Here is a 13,918-nt window from a genome sequence, read left to right as displayed (position 1 = left end):
ATCTAATGAAAAGGTATACTATATTTCTTGTTTCTGCGGTACTTTGCGCCAGCCTGATTACTGGGAAGATTGTTCAGGTATATGCACAACAGGAGGAAGTGCGTGCAGAAGAATCGGAACAGGAAGATAACGTAGAACAGGGAGATACCGTAATACAGGAAGATAACGTAGAACAGGAAGATAATACGGAACAGGCAGACAACGCGGAGCAGGAGAATAGTGCAGGGAACGAAAAAAATACAGAAGCTTCATATAATCCTGAAGAAACCATGAGCGGCGATGAACGGGAAACGTCTATGTCAGAGCCTGAGGAAAGCGATGGAGAATCTTCCAAGGATTCAGCTGAACAGGAACCCTCTGGCGGTTCTGATGAATCCGATGCTTCCAAGCCTGAGCAAAGCGATGGGCTGGAAGAGGAAGAGCCGCAGACAGATGCCGGCAAAGACAGGGAAAGTAAGTTTCCGGGTGAAAGCCAGGTCCAGGCTGAAACAATGGTTCCAGGTAAAAATGAAGGTAATCTTGATGTTGCAGCGGCCATGGAAGCCGCACATACGGCTCTTCTTGATCAAATTGATTATATTGCAGGTTTGCTTGATATTTCTGATGATTATACGCTCATAGAGGGTGAGGATAATTATAGCGAAGCACTTGCCGTCTATGCTATAAAACATAATCAGACCAGGAATTATCCGTATGAGGTGGAAATAACAGGCGAAGCTGATTTTGAAGAGCTTCAATCCATCTATTGGAGCCTGAACAGGATAAGCGGAGCCAAAAACGAAGAAGAATCAATTATCCGCGTAGCACGGCTGTCAGGTGAGGATGTACATTCCATGTCCGGTTCTGAGAAAAAGGTGTTTAAAATACTCATTTCTAACGAAAACAGAGATAAAATCAATGCACTGCTTTTGGACTGACAACCCGGGTTTGCCTATTTAAGCTATAATACGATACATTTTGGAGGCGACTAAAATGTCTGATATTATTACTCAAAATCAGATAGCTTCTAATGATGGTAATGAACTTTCAACAAAAGCTCTTGCGGAAATATTTGAGAACAACTTATATAACAGAAAAGATTATGTACCTGAACCATAAATACATAATAGTAGGCGGTGAATAGGATGGAATATTATTTAATTATGGCTGACACAGATATACATATTGCAGAAAGCCGGTTTGATATCTGGGATATAAAACAGGAGCGGGCGCATAAACTACCGGGGCGTGAATTACTGTTTTTCCATGGAAACTCATATACGACTTTTAATGATATTCTATTCCAGCCTTTCTTGCTGGTATCGGAGAAAATTCAAAGTGTTATTGCATTATATGAACCTGACACCATCTTTACGGAAATTGTTTTGATGGATACGTTCAATGAACTTGCAGAATTGTACTTCTGTCCAGAGTTACATAAAGTGGATTGCCTGTCCGAACAAAGCAAGTTCAATACGGATCGCAATATGATTAAAAAGGCAGTCATAGATGTTTCCAAAATCGGAGATAAAAAGGTGTTTTCTCTGGCAGGCGTTCAAGGATTTCATATAGTAGGACGGAGGGATTTCATTGAAAGCGTGCTATGTAGAGATATAAGAGGACTGATGCTCCTCCCAATTGAAACAATTAACGAAGGATAAGAAATCGTAGCTTTTGCAGTATGTGCTTCATGGCTGAATAAGGCCCCAGAAAAATTTTATTTCTGAGGCCGCTTTTTTATTTAATACTCTTTATTAAATCACATCTAAAAGAACTGGTAAGATATACTGTTCCATCTTCTGCTATTACTTGTATCAGCTCGCCTTCATAATCTGACCAGTCAATCATTTATTCGTTTCTTTTACGTGTTTTTAAGGAAAATATTAGATAATACCAACAATGAAATTCCTTATATAATACCAACAAAGGAGTATATTATATAATTGAAAAAATAGTTACAGAGTGTTATACTATTAATGCATTTTCATGAAACTGGAGGAAGAGTAAGGTGCAGAGCCAATACATAGGATTAAGGCTTTGATGAGATAGATTACCTTGTAGAAAGGTTGGTGAACAGTCATGTTGAAGATATTTTTGTGTGATGATGATCTGGAAGCCCGAGCTCAATATGCCGGGTTGATTAAAAAGGCTGCAAAGAAAAACAAGGTGGAAATCACCATTTCCTATTTCAAAAGCGGAGAAGAACTTTTGTTTTTTTTAGCAGATTCACCAAACCAGGCAGACATCATCTACCTGGATATATTGATGAACAAGCTGAATGGTCTGGACACAGCGAAGAGGCTTCGGGAACTTGGCTGCAGTTCAGAAATTATCTTTTTGACTACAAGTGAAGATTATGTCTTCGATGCTTATGATATTTCTCCTGTCCAATATTTAATAAAATCAAAAATTACTACTGCTAAATTTGAGGAAGTATTTAACAGGGCGATTACTTTGGCCTCAAAAAAAGAAAATGATATGTTCCTTTGTGAGACCGGGAAGAATATTAGAAAAGTAATTCCGTTCAGGGAAATCTCCTTCTTCGAGATCTGGAAACGAATTATAGCTGTTCACTATAATGGAGGGGAAGTCTTTCAATTTTATGCAACAATGGAGCAGATAGAGAATCAGTTACTCCATAGAGGGTTCGTTCGCATTCACCGTTCATATATTGTAAACATGTCCTACATTCTGCAATTTGAACAGAATATCTTGATTTTGAAAACAGGTGAAAAGATTCCGATCGGTGCAACTTATATCAAGCAGATGAAACAGGTTTTTGTCGATTATATCAGCCGTACCAACATTCACGATTGTGGATAGGAGAATATCATGATAAGTCTTGTTTCGCTGATTACATATGATACATTTACTCTTCTGCGTTTTAAAAAGCTGTTTCAGGTGAAAAGGGATCATTGGATTTATTATATTATTGCAATTGCTATAAATGCTATTACAACAGCAGCTGCCTATACACTGTTGGATTCAAGGTTCGCTGTATATTTGGTGTTTGTATCATTTATGATATCTTTCCGATTATTATTCAGTGGAACCACAACTCAAACTCTTTATGCAGGCAGTATTTATACGTTTTCCTTGTATTCCAGCCGGGGAATTATCTTTTCAATCTATTCTATTGTTTTGCATATTAGCATTAAAAATGTTCTTCAACAGTATTATGATATAATTTCTGTGTTAGCAGTACTTCTTGCAATTTTATACTTTTTGATGATCCGCGATATCATCGTTCCCAGACAAAAGGCCAGGTATTTAATGAACAATCAAGGCCAGCTGAAATTTGTAGTCATTTATCTGTTTTTTCAATGGTTATTTCTCACGCTTATTAATGATGGACGTTACTATGATGATGTCAGGCAATATTGGTATTCTTCTCTCTATATGGGCTCCTGCATCATAAGTAATCTGTGGCTGTTGGTTATCCTGAATCATGCATCAAGGATATCAGAATTGTTTGAATACGAATTATTTACTCATCAATTACAAGAACAGCTATCCCGTCAAATGCGTCACTATCAATCCTATCGTAAATATACAGAAAGCTATCGAGCCTTTCGTCATGATTATGAAAAGTTGATGGCTTCTTTAAAAACCTTAATGCGCCGCCAGGAATATAAAAAGGCAATCAAATTGCTGGATGATATTCACGATACGATGCAGCGGAGCGTGCAGATTCACAAAGACTATTCCGACAATATTGTCCTGGATGCCATATTGCAGGATGCTGCTGGTGTCTGTGAAGAAAAGAATATCCGTTTCCAGGCACATGCACATCTTCCTGAATCCGTGTCAATGACAGAGCTGGATATTGTCCGTGTTTTTTCCAATATCATTAACAATGCCATAGAAGCCTGTAGTAAGGTATCCGGCTCCGAACGTTTTATTGAGGTAACAAGCAACAGCACTCAGGATTGGACAATCATTGAGGTAACCAATTCCTTTGACGGAGAGCTGTTAATTGCGGGCGGTGAACCGAAGACTACAAAGAAAGACAAGGATTATCATGGTTTTGGGTTGCAAATCATAAGAGAAACGATTGAGGGAATGGGTGGACTGGTATTTATTGAACCGGACAGTGAAAAGGGGATATTTAAAATAAAGAGCTGCATACCTATAAATCCCCGCTCGAAAGCAATCGAAACAAAATAGAATGAGGCGGCGGTTTCATTGAGATGGAAGATGCCTTTTTATTTGTAATATTTATATTCAAAATCGATCCAGGATTTGGAAAACTCGTGGTTTTGGAAGGCTTCTTTCAATCCGCTGATTTGCTTCAGCCGAATGACTTCATCCAATTCCATGCCCAGATTTTTTTCTATTTTAGCATCTGACCACCCCATTGATGCCAGGCCGGCAACAATCTCACTCATCGAACGGATCTGGTGGGTTCCTCTTGCCCGGTTGTGGCGGATTGTAGAGCCAATGCGTTCGTCCAGAGGCTTATCAATGATGGTTAAGGGCAGGTAGCCATGGCGCTTTTTCGCAATTTCGGGATATCTGCCAATTTTGTTACGGTGAAATCCATCTGTGATCTCATAGTGATCATTGTCGATACGGTAGGATACGATAGGTTGGGTAAAATCATCCAAACGAATCGATGTGTAAAGCAGTTCCATCTCATCCGGAGCAACCTTATTGGGATTATAATCGTTTGCCTGTACCTTTTGGGCAGGAATCCACTCCACGAGATCTACGGGATCTTGAAACGGAGAACATTCACTTAACGCGCGGCGAATTTTATTTAGTGCCTGCACTTTTTCATGCAATCTCATTGTTTTAAGGAGCTGTGTCATTTTTTCAACACAAGCCTCAAGCTCCGAATAGCAGGTTTCTGTTGTTTTCTCTTTCTTGTATATCATAAGTAACCTCCTGAATCCTTCCGGATAAAAACCAGTAATTTTTCGTTTTTCTATATACTGAAAATCCCCGCCGCATATAGAAATCTTTGACCAATTCGATGCTGGTAGAGGTCCGCACAGGCATTTTGATTCCCTGGCAATATTCGAACCGGGCATCTGTTAAGGCTCTGAACAGGCCTTGTCTGCGGTATCTTATTTCCACATATTCTGTAGAAAATAAAATGTATTCATCCTTAATTACCAGAGAGGAAAAAGCGGCGACCTGCCCTTCTTTTTCAATCAGGAACCAGACCCGGTCAGGCTCATTGCGCAGGTAGGGCATCTGACGAATGTATCGCTCCTCTGCGAAAAAGCGCCCCATCTTTGAATAAAAAAGCGCTTTATCATAGTTCCCTTCAAAGCATTGTATCTTTTCCATCGTCTTCCTCCTCGGTAATGATCTTACGCATCTGCTTATCCTGGGCGTCGTCAAAATTAATAAAATTCTGATATTGCTTTCTAAGCTGCATCAAAAGCTTTACGTCTGACTTCGATGGCGCAAAGCTGAGCCGGCGCAGCCAGAAATCGTTCTTTTCGATAGCTCTGGCTATCCGCCGCCAGGATGGAACCTTTTTTTTGGTCTCCAGCTTCCGGTCTGCTTCGTCTGGTATCTTCTCTAACGGGAATCCGCGTGTGACCCACCACTCTATATACGTATTGATTTTACGATAGTAGTGATCCCTCAGCTCAGGTGAATATAGACCGAGACTTTCAAGCAATAATACAGTATACTGCTGCCAGGTCATTTCCGCGGGCTTTTCTGATTTTATGTTTCCGAGCAGTGATGATCTTGCATAGATATTTCCAAAATTCACGCCATGAACTCGATTGACCACCCGCTCCCAGGTTTCCGGTTCCAATGCCCGGAACTGGTTCAGCCCGTTGCGTTGGTCATCTCCATAAGGCTGGCAAAGCCGCTGCTGATGGATGCTCAGCCCGTTCTTGTACATCAGTTCATAAATTTCATTAAAGGCAAGATCCAGCTGGCTTACTGCGCCCCATATGTCTTCGGTCCGCCAATCGTATAACGGATAGAAATGATAAATCTCGCAATCGGGATCAGAAACACGAAGCTTTGTAGTCCAGCCATAATCCTGAAACCGCTCCTTCTTTTTACTGATGATGGTATTAAAACGGTTAAGGCTCTCATTGCTCCGGATGGCGATGCCCACGCCAACAGTATTGCCATGGGTTTTTTGAAACCATTGACTGAACCGGTATGTATATTCCTCAAACTCCATGCCTTTGTAAAACCATGTCCAATCTTCTGGCAGGTTGTTTTCATTTATTACGCAATCGTAATCAGGCATATCCCGTACCCATTTATCCTGATCATTACGGTCCCAGCAAGTCCATTTAGGCTGTATGACGGAAACCGCATTACGAAGTGACAGAGGCAGGCAGCACCAGTAAAACCTGTCTACCACGTCTGCCGTCATCCTGCGTAGTTCCTCAATATGCTGAATGGTTGCCTGATATTGTGCTTCCAGGTCAATATACTGAATGCTGAATTTCCTGCCCCTTTGCCGGGCTACGTGCGCACAGAGCTGAAGCATAACAGATGAATCTTTGCCGCCGGATACGCAGAGGTATAGATGGGAGAAATGTGAGAATGCGATGTTAATTCGTTCCATTGCTGCAGTTAAAACGTTTTCCGATGAATATATCTTGGGAATACAGATCACCTCCGTTTTATGTTCTGGTAAGCTTGGCTGGATGAGCGGCGGGAGCACCACATGTTGCCTAATTTCACGCTTAAAATATACTACTTTTAAAATATTTATAGGACAATTTGTTCCAAAATGCCGGAATAATGTTCTTAATTACAAAATATTCCAAATTAATTAATATGGTTATCAATATTTATCAATTATCGTTTGGTACAACATAAAGCCAGTTAGGAACAATATTTACTTAGGTAAGATAAAAAAACCATATAATATTGATCAAATCAGGTACCTGATCAGTTCTGTGTGAAAAGGAGGTGATTGATGGAATGGATAATAAATACTTTCAATCCGAAAAGTTTAATGGAATGCAAAATGATGAAATATATGGATATCTTGAAAGCAGCGATGATCTGCTCATCAAAGGTGAGGTGAATGGTGATGTTTTTTGCAGAGGGACAGTTTACTGCAGCGGTACCGTTACCGGAAATATCCGGGCAAATCAAGTGCAGCTATACCACTCCCATGTCGCAGGAGATATTACATGCAGAAAAATCATAACAGATGATGTAAGCGATGTACAAGGTTTTATTATTGCGGAAAGCGGATTGGTAAGCTGCCGTGTCGGCGGAGAAATCACGATCATAGGAACCTCTTTTTTATCTTTCAATCTGATATGAGCCATGCTATTATTATTTATGCCTGATTCAAATAAAAAAGTAATATATGGCAAAGGACTGCGCCAGATTGTAAAAGATAAACTTACTTTTATTTTTGTTAATTGTAAGTAGCGTTTTTCTATAAAGTTCTGAAGACAGAATAGAAAACCCAACCAACCGGCCATATTTATAGAATAACGCCACATACATTACGACATTTATTCCATTCATAACATTATCGCTCCAATTATTGCTGGATACAGTATTATTTATATTAAGAATCATAAAAGTCAGGAGAGGAGTGTACCAATGGAATTAAAAGAAGCAATTGATACACGCCGTTCTATCCGTAATTATGGGCTTTGCTGTGGAAGTTATCTCAAGAGGCGAAGAAGTATAAAACATGCTCCAAACAGCTTTCTGAATACAAATCTTTCTTCTGTTTTACAGAAAAAGGGAATATCAGAGCTGGTCATATGCGGAATGATGAGTCATATGTGCATTGATACAACTACAAGAGCTTGTATGGACTTTGGATTAAAGGTTACTTTGCTGGAAGATGCCTGTGCCACGAAAGACCTGATATATAAGAAGCAAACGATATCCGCCGAAACCGTTCATAATGTTTTCATGGCTTCATTAGATGGTCTTTTTGCACGTGTGATTAAGACGGATGAATTTATCAACTGATAAATAAAGATAATATAGCAACGAAGTAAAGGCCGCAGTTTTAATCTGCGGCTTTTGTCATGCCTGCATATATTATTTTTAAATTAGGAACAAAAAAATGCAGGTTAAGGACAGATTAAAGCAAAAAAGTCCTCTATTATTTTAATATAAAGAATATAGTAGTCTGAAACTTGATAAACTATGATATAAAAGAGGATAAGATTCGAATGATATATAGCGAAGAAATACTAAACGTCTGTCAAGGCTTGATTGAAACAGACCGCGTCAGTACAATGCTTATTTGTTTTCATGAAGAAAAAGATGGAAATTTAAATGGTGAAATTCTTAACTGCTACATCGATGAACCTGTCTGGTTTTCCAGCGCAGGCGATTTGATTCTTAAATTGGATGAAATATGCAACTGGATTGGGACCCCCCAACCATCCACGAATCCAAGGTTTCTTAATAGAAAGATGGCGGAAGAATATGCATACAGGACCCAAGGGAAAAACAGACTGCCAGCAAAGGCAAAGGTCCAGCTGCAGGATAGTAAGACCTTAGGTTCCAGGGCGCATCTGGCTAAAGAAACTTTGATAGTCAAGATAGAGTATCGCCAGAATGCCAGCATACAGGGAAGAGTGATTGGAAGGCTGACGAAGAAAAAATATGTGAGTTTTCGAAGCGCTTTAGAACTGATGCGCATGTTGGAAGAAATGGCTGCAAAAACAATATAAAAAGTTATGAAGAATGGTAAGTCTCAACTTTTTAAAAAGGAGGAATAATGCGCATTTATAAAGGAATGGTTTACTTTTTATCAATTATTGGACTGATGGCCTTATTAACATACTTTATTTTCGCACTGGTGCTTTTTAAAGAGGAATTAGAAACCGGAAGAATCATTCGGATCGGGCGCCGTGTATATGGAGTTGTTGCAAGAGAATTATGATGCAGAAGAAAAGCTTTGAAGGAACGGCGGGCAGTAGTCCGTCTTTTTTTAGTTTTTTAATTCCGGCAGGTATATCCTCAGTCACAATGGTTCCATCTGCGAAAAGTGAACATGAAGGAGTTAAGGTTTTAGAAGCATATGTCAGATAGCCCGGCAGAAGTTATACCGGTATCTGACAGGAGAACTGAGTGCATATGCAAGATGCACTCAGTTTTTTGCGCCTCCGCGATGGTTTAAAATCAAGTAAAAATAAATTGACAAATTTACCACATAATGCTAACATACTAAACATATATGTTATATAGATAAAGATCGGTTGAAATCATTAATAAACCGTATCATTAAGGTTATTCCTTGTGAATATACTTTATCAATCCGGGGGCGTATGGGTAAAGGAACATCTGATGCCGTAACAGTTCCAAAGCCGCCGTAGAATCATCGTACCATGAAAGATTTCAGTAGTTTCACAAACTCCCCGTCACTTTGCAAACAAATTTCTGATACTGCAGTGTTCAATATGTGTGATTTTTAAGGAGGAAAATGTATGGATTTGTTATGGACTTTGGTTATAATCGCTGTAATTCTTGTACTTATTGGAATTCTCTACTATATGCAGAAGAAGCATATATCGTTTGCTAAGAGAGTATTTTCTGCTCTGCTTATGGGAATTGTTATAGGCAGTATCATGCAGCTTGCTTTTGCATCTGACAGCCCAGTACTAAAAACTTCGTTGGATTGGATATCCATTATCGGTACTGGTTATGTGAATCTTTTAAAAATGATTGTTATTCCACTAATTATGGTCTCCATTATATCGGCCATCGTTAATCTGAAGTCCCACACAAGCTTGGGGAAAATCAGTACATATGTGCTGGCAACATTACTGCTGACTGTGTTCATTTCCGCTTTGGTGGGAATAGCAACCGCAAATACCTTTCATCTTACAGCGGAAGAAATAACCGTTGGCCAGGCGGAGTCAGACCGGGCCGAGTATCTTGAAGGAAAAGTTTCAACCGTCCAGGATCAGACGATACCGCAGCAGATTTTGAGTTTTATCCCCCAAAATCCATTCCAGGATATGACAGGTGACAGGGCTACTTCTACCATAGCAGTGGTTATTTTTTCTGCATTTCTTGGCATATCAGCATTGGGAATACAAAAGAAAAAACCGGAAGAAGCTGAAACTTTCCAGAAAATCATTAATTCCCTTTATGCTGTAGTGATGCGGATGGTAACTTTTATACTGAGATTAACGCCTTATGGTATTCTGGGACTTATGACAAAGACAATTGCGACAACGAACATAGCAGGCATTATTGCCCTGTCTAAGTTTGTCATTGCAAACTATGTCGCATTAATTGTCATGTTTGCCATACATTTTTTAATTATCCTGTTGATGAAATTGAATCCGGCAATATACATCAAGAAGGCCTTCCCAACGCTTACCATTGCGTTTACGTCAAGATCCAGTGCGGGTACGCTGCCCTTAACGATTGAAACACAAACTAAGAAGCTTGGTATTCCTGAAAGTATTGCCAACTTTGCCGCATCTTTCGGAACAACTATTGGCCAGAATGGCTGCGCAGGCGTTTATCCCGCAATGCTTGCTGTAATGATCGCCCCTGCGGTTGGTATTAACCCTATGAGTATTGGTTTCATTGCAAAACTGTCTATTATCGTTGCAATCAGCTCCTTTGGTATAGCCGGGGTTGGCGGCGGTGCGACATTTGCCGCGTTGATGGTTTTATCCGCCATGAATCTGCCTGTTGGCCTGGCCGGACTGTTAATATCAGTGGAACCTTTAATTGACATGGGACGGACCGCTTTGAATGTGAATGATGCTATGTTGGCCGGCCTTGTAACAGCAAGGCTGACATCAGAGCTTGACGTGGATTTGTATAATACACCAGTGGATGAGTATTCGGCAATGTCATTATAATATGGTTTATCTGAATCTGAAACGCAAGTGAGGATAAAAGGGCTGTTTTTTCGCCCGTCCTGCCGAGTATCGGAAGGGGTTTTGCTTTCCATCATATAATTTTTTGAAAAAAGAAAAATTGAGAGGGTATCCCAAAAGTCATGAAATGACTTAGGGGTGCCCTCTCTTGTCCTATTCATTTAAAGTTTTATAGTTTCCGGTAACCCATATCTCTGCCGCCTATGAAATAATGTCACTGATAATTTTAACCCCCTCTGCGATCTCTTCAGAGGACAAATGGGAATATCCAAAAATGATTTTATTATTACGCTCCTTATTTTCTTTCAGATAAAAACTCCCTGCTCGATAGATACTTACGCCACTATCGGCTATTGCATAGCCCCCATTGGTCCACGCTGGATTTGTAAGTATTAGCGCTATGGTACTATGCCTTATTCCTGCCTTGCTGGAACATCCCTGGGCAGCAATCGCAGCGCTGCCGATCAGCGACTGGATTGCCTTCGTATGGTATGGCAGTATTGTTACAATCGTTGCCTTTGCGTTTATGTTCGCAGGGGCAAAAAGGTGTAGCGGTTATACCATTGCGGCCTTTTCAGGTATTATTCCAATTAGTTCAACATTGTTTTCTGTCACCATATTAAAAGAATCAATCAGCATGTATCAAGCTGCAGGTTGTGTACTTGTAGTTTTTGCAACGTTTATAATAAGCATTCAAAAGAAAGCAGCTTAGAACCTTGAGGATCATTAATGAGGAGAAAGGCACCAATCAGCAAAGCAAAGGCCGCAGTTTTAAACTGCGACCTTTTTCATGCCTGTAGATTTTATATCATTAATTTCGGATATATGCTGGAGGATGTCCGGGTTGTCATGTCAATGATGGAGAGCGGAAAATATAATCTTGAGTCCATCATGCATGAATTTGCGCTAAAGGATATTTCGGAAACCATCACAACAGCAGGCAAAGTTGATGAAGCACTGAATGTAGTGATCTACAGGGGTGTTTTTCACCTCCTTGTTGATGTATTTAGAATGCATCAAGTCCGCCCGGAATCTCTGCTTGCAGCCATGTATACTCCACTTGCATAACAGGTTATCGCTTTAACATTACTTTAACAGTCGTTTAATATTCAAAATATATTTACATGTAATAATAGGTTCGATAAGACAGTAGTAAAACTAAAAAAATGGAGTGGATAGAATGAATAAGAAAAAGGTACATATCATTGCCGGAATTACAAGCGTTGTTTTGATTGTGGTCATAGTTGCCATATTTTTTTTGGTAAGGGGGGATAAGTCTGTTGCCATGGATTACACGGAGCTTTATAGAACCGATTTAATCAATAGTATCAGTGCTAAAGGCATTGTGGAAAGCCAAGATAAAAGGAATGTATATTCCACTGCAACTGCAACGATAGAAACTGTATATATAAAGGTTGGCGACAAAGTATCTGCTGGTGATCTTTTATGTCAGCTTGACACGGAAGATTTAAGACTGAACCTCGCACAGCAAAACGTAGAATTTACCGCCGCACAGCAAAGCGGTCTCAAAGGGCAGCAGGACAACCAAAGCAATATTAACAGCGCTAAACTGGATTTGGACACAAAGACTACGGACTATAACAATACCAAGGTCCTGTATGAAGCTGGGGGTATGTCCAAAAGTGAACTGGATCAGGCGAAAACGGCTTATACGCAAGCTCAAAATAAATACCAAGATGCACTGAGAGCACTGGAGGAGGCGAAAACAGCTGCTGGCAAAGAGTTGGAACGGAAAAACATTGATATTCAAAAGTTGGAGAAGCAGATTCAGGATGCCTCCATCATAGCCCCCATTTCTGGCACAATAACAGCCGTCTACGCCAGGGAGGGGGCAGCAGGTTCTGGATTGTTATTTATCATAGAAGATACGGATCGACTGGAAATTACTACAAAATTCAGAGAATACGATATTGGGAGAGTGTCTCCTGGGATTAGCGTTGTCATCAAAACAGATTATACAGGAGATAGTGAGTATAGTGGTATCATCGCAGAAGTCGATCCTACCGCTGTGAAAAACACAAATGGCGATACTCTCGCCTCTACTGATGTGGAATTCTCCGCTAAAGTGGCCGTAACAAGTGAAATCTCAAATCTGAGAATTGGTGCAAACGCAAATTTGAGCGTGATCACGGATAAAATAGAAAATGTATATTGCGTATCGTACGATGCTCTCGCTACTGCAGAAAATGGGGAGACTGTAATTTATGCGGCCCAAGAGAAAGGCGGTAAATATCTGGCTCATGCCATAACCGTAAGCACAGGGATGGAAACGGATTTTTATGTGGAAATTACAGGCGAAGAGTTAGTGGATGGTATGAAGATTTTGAAAGAAGCGTCCGCCTTACAAAACGGTATGTCAATCAAATTGGGGCAGGAGGAACAGATATGAACAGCAGTCAAAACGTTATTGAAATGAAAGGCATTGAGAAAAGTTTTTACATCGGTACGCCAAACGAACTTCGGATATTGAACGGCATTAATATCACCGTAAACAAAGGAGAATTTGTATCCATCGTGGGGCAATCTGGTTCCGGCAAATCCACTTTGATGAATATAATAGGAGCGCTTGACCGACCCACAGTTGGAACATATTACCTGGATAATAATGATACGAGTACTATGACTGATAATATCCTTTCCGATATTCGTAACGCAAAGATAGGGTTTGTGTTTCAGACATTTAATCTTATTCCAAGAAGCTCGGCACTTCGGAACGTCGAATTACCCATGTTGTACGCTGGCTTCCCTGCCTTAGAAAGAACCAAGCGGGCCAAGGAACTTTTAGAACTCGTAGGAATGGGCGAACGTTTAAATCATCAGCCCAACGAACTCTCAGGCGGGCAGAAACAAAGAGTGGCGATTGCCAGAGCTATGGCAAACGATCCAGCGATAATTTTGGCGGATGAGCCAACCGGCGCATTGGATTCCCAAACAGGCCGTACCGTAATGGACTTGTTTCATAAGCTCCACAAGCAGGAAGGCAAAACGATTATCTTGATTACCCACAACGATGAACTTGCAGAAGAAACAGACAGGGTGTTGACCATCATTGACGGGCGGATTGTAGCCGAAAAGATTCCAAGTAAGTCAAAGGGAGCGTGATT

The 13,918-nt window shown here is 40.4% G+C and carries 17 protein-coding genes; 14 read left to right on the top strand and 3 right to left on the bottom strand.

Annotated features, from left to right (window positions below; all coding sequences use genetic code 11):
- Nucleotides 1-5 precede the first annotated feature (5 nt).
- The 5 genes from BMW45_RS00430 to BMW45_RS00415 all read left to right on the top strand — a co-directional run bounded on the left by BMW45_RS00430 (nt 6) and on the right by BMW45_RS00415 (nt 4,146).
- A complete protein-coding gene (locus BMW45_RS00430; RefSeq protein WP_092240073.1) occupies nt 6-917 on the top strand; it encodes an ICP22 family protein in 912 nt (303 codons plus the stop codon).
- A 55-nt stretch (nt 918-972) separates the two neighbouring features.
- Nucleotides 973-1,098, top strand: a complete 126-nt coding sequence (locus BMW45_RS28685) for a hypothetical protein (protein WP_278320758.1) — start codon at nt 973-975, stop codon at nt 1,096-1,098.
- A gap of 26 nt (nt 1,099-1,124) precedes the next feature.
- Entirely contained in the window at nt 1,125-1,640 is a 516-nt protein-coding gene (locus BMW45_RS00425) for a hypothetical protein (RefSeq protein ID WP_092240072.1), read from the top strand.
- Nucleotides 1,641-2,058: 418 nt separating this feature from the next.
- Nucleotides 2,059-2,802 (top strand): LytR/AlgR family response regulator transcription factor, encoded by a 744-nt coding sequence (locus tag BMW45_RS00420; RefSeq protein WP_092240071.1) that lies wholly within the window; start codon nt 2,059-2,061, stop codon nt 2,800-2,802.
- Nucleotides 2,803-2,811: 9 nt separating this feature from the next.
- Nucleotides 2,812-4,146 carry a sensor histidine kinase gene (locus BMW45_RS00415; RefSeq protein WP_092240070.1) on the top strand — a complete coding sequence of 445 codons (1,335 nt, stop codon included), beginning with the start codon at nt 2,812-2,814 and terminating at the stop codon, nt 4,144-4,146.
- A 38-nt stretch (nt 4,147-4,184) separates the two neighbouring features.
- Here the strand turns inward: BMW45_RS00415 and BMW45_RS00410 are convergent, their stop codons facing one another.
- The 3 genes from BMW45_RS00410 to BMW45_RS00400 are packed head-to-tail and all read right to left on the bottom strand — an operon-like array spanning nt 4,185 to nt 6,529.
- On the bottom strand, nt 4,185-4,856 hold the full coding sequence (locus BMW45_RS00410; RefSeq protein WP_092240069.1) for an IbrB-like domain-containing protein: 672 nt from the start codon (nt 4,854-4,856) through the stop codon (nt 4,185-4,187).
- Entirely contained in the window at nt 4,807-5,274 is a 468-nt protein-coding gene (locus BMW45_RS00405; RefSeq protein ID WP_092240068.1) for a GNAT family N-acetyltransferase, read from the bottom strand. Before BMW45_RS00405 ends, BMW45_RS00410 begins: the two co-directional genes overlap by 50 nt.
- Nucleotides 5,252-6,529 (bottom strand): DUF3440 domain-containing protein, encoded by a 1,278-nt coding sequence (locus BMW45_RS00400; protein ID WP_242882850.1) that lies wholly within the window; start codon nt 6,527-6,529, stop codon nt 5,252-5,254. The genes BMW45_RS00405 and BMW45_RS00400 overlap by 23 nt, the downstream gene beginning before the upstream one ends.
- A gap of 362 nt (nt 6,530-6,891) precedes the next feature.
- On the opposite strand from BMW45_RS00400, the gene BMW45_RS00395 reads away from it, so the two are divergent.
- The 9 genes from BMW45_RS00395 (at nt 6,892) to BMW45_RS00355 (ending at nt 13,916) form a co-directional block, all read left to right on the top strand.
- On the top strand, nt 6,892-7,242 hold the full coding sequence (locus tag BMW45_RS00395; protein WP_092240067.1) for a polymer-forming cytoskeletal protein: 351 nt from the start codon (nt 6,892-6,894) through the stop codon (nt 7,240-7,242).
- Between the two features lie 288 nt (nt 7,243-7,530).
- Nucleotides 7,531-7,911, top strand: a complete 381-nt coding sequence (locus BMW45_RS00385) for an isochorismatase family protein (RefSeq protein WP_092240065.1) — start codon at nt 7,531-7,533, stop codon at nt 7,909-7,911.
- Nucleotides 7,912-8,117: 206 nt separating this feature from the next.
- Nucleotides 8,118-8,624, top strand: coding sequence for a hypothetical protein (locus BMW45_RS00380; protein ID WP_092240064.1), 507 nt, complete (start codon nt 8,118-8,120; stop codon nt 8,622-8,624).
- A 47-nt stretch (nt 8,625-8,671) separates the two neighbouring features.
- Nucleotides 8,672-8,836 (top strand): hypothetical protein, encoded by a 165-nt coding sequence (locus tag BMW45_RS27670; protein ID WP_166433253.1) that lies wholly within the window; start codon nt 8,672-8,674, stop codon nt 8,834-8,836.
- 544 nt (nt 8,837-9,380) lie between these two features.
- Nucleotides 9,381-10,775, top strand: a complete 1,395-nt coding sequence (locus tag BMW45_RS00375; RefSeq protein ID WP_092240063.1) for an L-cystine transporter — start codon at nt 9,381-9,383, stop codon at nt 10,773-10,775.
- A 385-nt stretch (nt 10,776-11,160) separates the two neighbouring features.
- A complete protein-coding gene (locus BMW45_RS00370) occupies nt 11,161-11,505 on the top strand; it encodes a DMT family transporter (protein ID WP_330390627.1) in 345 nt (114 codons plus the stop codon).
- Between the two features lie 17 nt (nt 11,506-11,522).
- Nucleotides 11,523-11,861 carry a hypothetical protein gene (locus BMW45_RS00365; protein ID WP_092240061.1) on the top strand — a complete coding sequence of 113 codons (339 nt, stop codon included), beginning with the start codon at nt 11,523-11,525 and terminating at the stop codon, nt 11,859-11,861.
- Nucleotides 11,862-11,973: 112 nt separating this feature from the next.
- Nucleotides 11,974-13,203: an efflux RND transporter periplasmic adaptor subunit gene (locus tag BMW45_RS00360; RefSeq protein WP_092240060.1), complete on the top strand. Its 1,230-nt coding sequence runs from the start codon at nt 11,974-11,976 to the stop codon at nt 13,201-13,203.
- On the top strand, nt 13,200-13,916 hold the full coding sequence (locus BMW45_RS00355; RefSeq protein WP_092240059.1) for an ABC transporter ATP-binding protein: 717 nt from the start codon (nt 13,200-13,202) through the stop codon (nt 13,914-13,916). Before BMW45_RS00360 ends, BMW45_RS00355 begins: the two co-directional genes overlap by 4 nt.
- Nucleotides 13,917-13,918 lie beyond the last annotated feature (2 nt).

This window comes from Lacrimispora sphenoides (assembly GCF_900105215.1).
GTDB classification, from domain to species: domain Bacteria; phylum Bacillota; class Clostridia; order Lachnospirales; family Lachnospiraceae; genus Lacrimispora; species Lacrimispora sphenoides_A.
This window is presented reverse-complemented; position numbering and strand designations above follow the sequence as displayed.

What these genes read in the sequence shown, in the direction of transcription:
- BMW45_RS00430 (WP_092240073.1), top strand. Translation starts at nt 6, where the DNA reads ATGAAAAGGTATACTATATTTCTTGTTTCTGCGGTACTTTGCGCCAGC.
- BMW45_RS28685 (WP_278320758.1), top strand. Translation starts at nt 973, where the DNA reads ATGTCTGATATTATTACTCAAAATCAGATAGCTTCTAATGATGGTAAT.
- BMW45_RS00425 (WP_092240072.1), top strand. Translation starts at nt 1,125, where the DNA reads ATGGAATATTATTTAATTATGGCTGACACAGATATACATATTGCAGAA.
- BMW45_RS00420 (WP_092240071.1), top strand. Translation starts at nt 2,059, where the DNA reads ATGTTGAAGATATTTTTGTGTGATGATGATCTGGAAGCCCGAGCTCAA.
- BMW45_RS00415 (WP_092240070.1), top strand. Translation starts at nt 2,812, where the DNA reads ATGATAAGTCTTGTTTCGCTGATTACATATGATACATTTACTCTTCTG.
- BMW45_RS00410 (WP_092240069.1), bottom strand. Translation starts at nt 4,856, where the DNA reads ATGATATACAAGAAAGAGAAAACAACAGAAACCTGCTATTCGGAGCTT.
- BMW45_RS00405 (WP_092240068.1), bottom strand. Translation starts at nt 5,274, where the DNA reads ATGGAAAAGATACAATGCTTTGAAGGGAACTATGATAAAGCGCTTTTT.
- BMW45_RS00400 (WP_242882850.1), bottom strand. Translation starts at nt 6,529, where the DNA reads ATGGAACGAATTAACATCGCATTCTCACATTTCTCCCATCTATACCTC.
- BMW45_RS00395 (WP_092240067.1), top strand. Translation starts at nt 6,892, where the DNA reads ATGGATAATAAATACTTTCAATCCGAAAAGTTTAATGGAATGCAAAAT.
- BMW45_RS00385 (WP_092240065.1), top strand. Translation starts at nt 7,531, where the DNA reads ATGGAATTAAAAGAAGCAATTGATACACGCCGTTCTATCCGTAATTAT.
- BMW45_RS00380 (WP_092240064.1), top strand. Translation starts at nt 8,118, where the DNA reads ATGATATATAGCGAAGAAATACTAAACGTCTGTCAAGGCTTGATTGAA.
- BMW45_RS27670 (WP_166433253.1), top strand. Translation starts at nt 8,672, where the DNA reads ATGCGCATTTATAAAGGAATGGTTTACTTTTTATCAATTATTGGACTG.
- BMW45_RS00375 (WP_092240063.1), top strand. Translation starts at nt 9,381, where the DNA reads ATGGATTTGTTATGGACTTTGGTTATAATCGCTGTAATTCTTGTACTT.
- BMW45_RS00365 (WP_092240061.1), top strand. Translation starts at nt 11,523, where the DNA reads ATGAGGAGAAAGGCACCAATCAGCAAAGCAAAGGCCGCAGTTTTAAAC.
- BMW45_RS00360 (WP_092240060.1), top strand. Translation starts at nt 11,974, where the DNA reads ATGAATAAGAAAAAGGTACATATCATTGCCGGAATTACAAGCGTTGTT.
- BMW45_RS00355 (WP_092240059.1), top strand. Translation starts at nt 13,200, where the DNA reads ATGAACAGCAGTCAAAACGTTATTGAAATGAAAGGCATTGAGAAAAGT.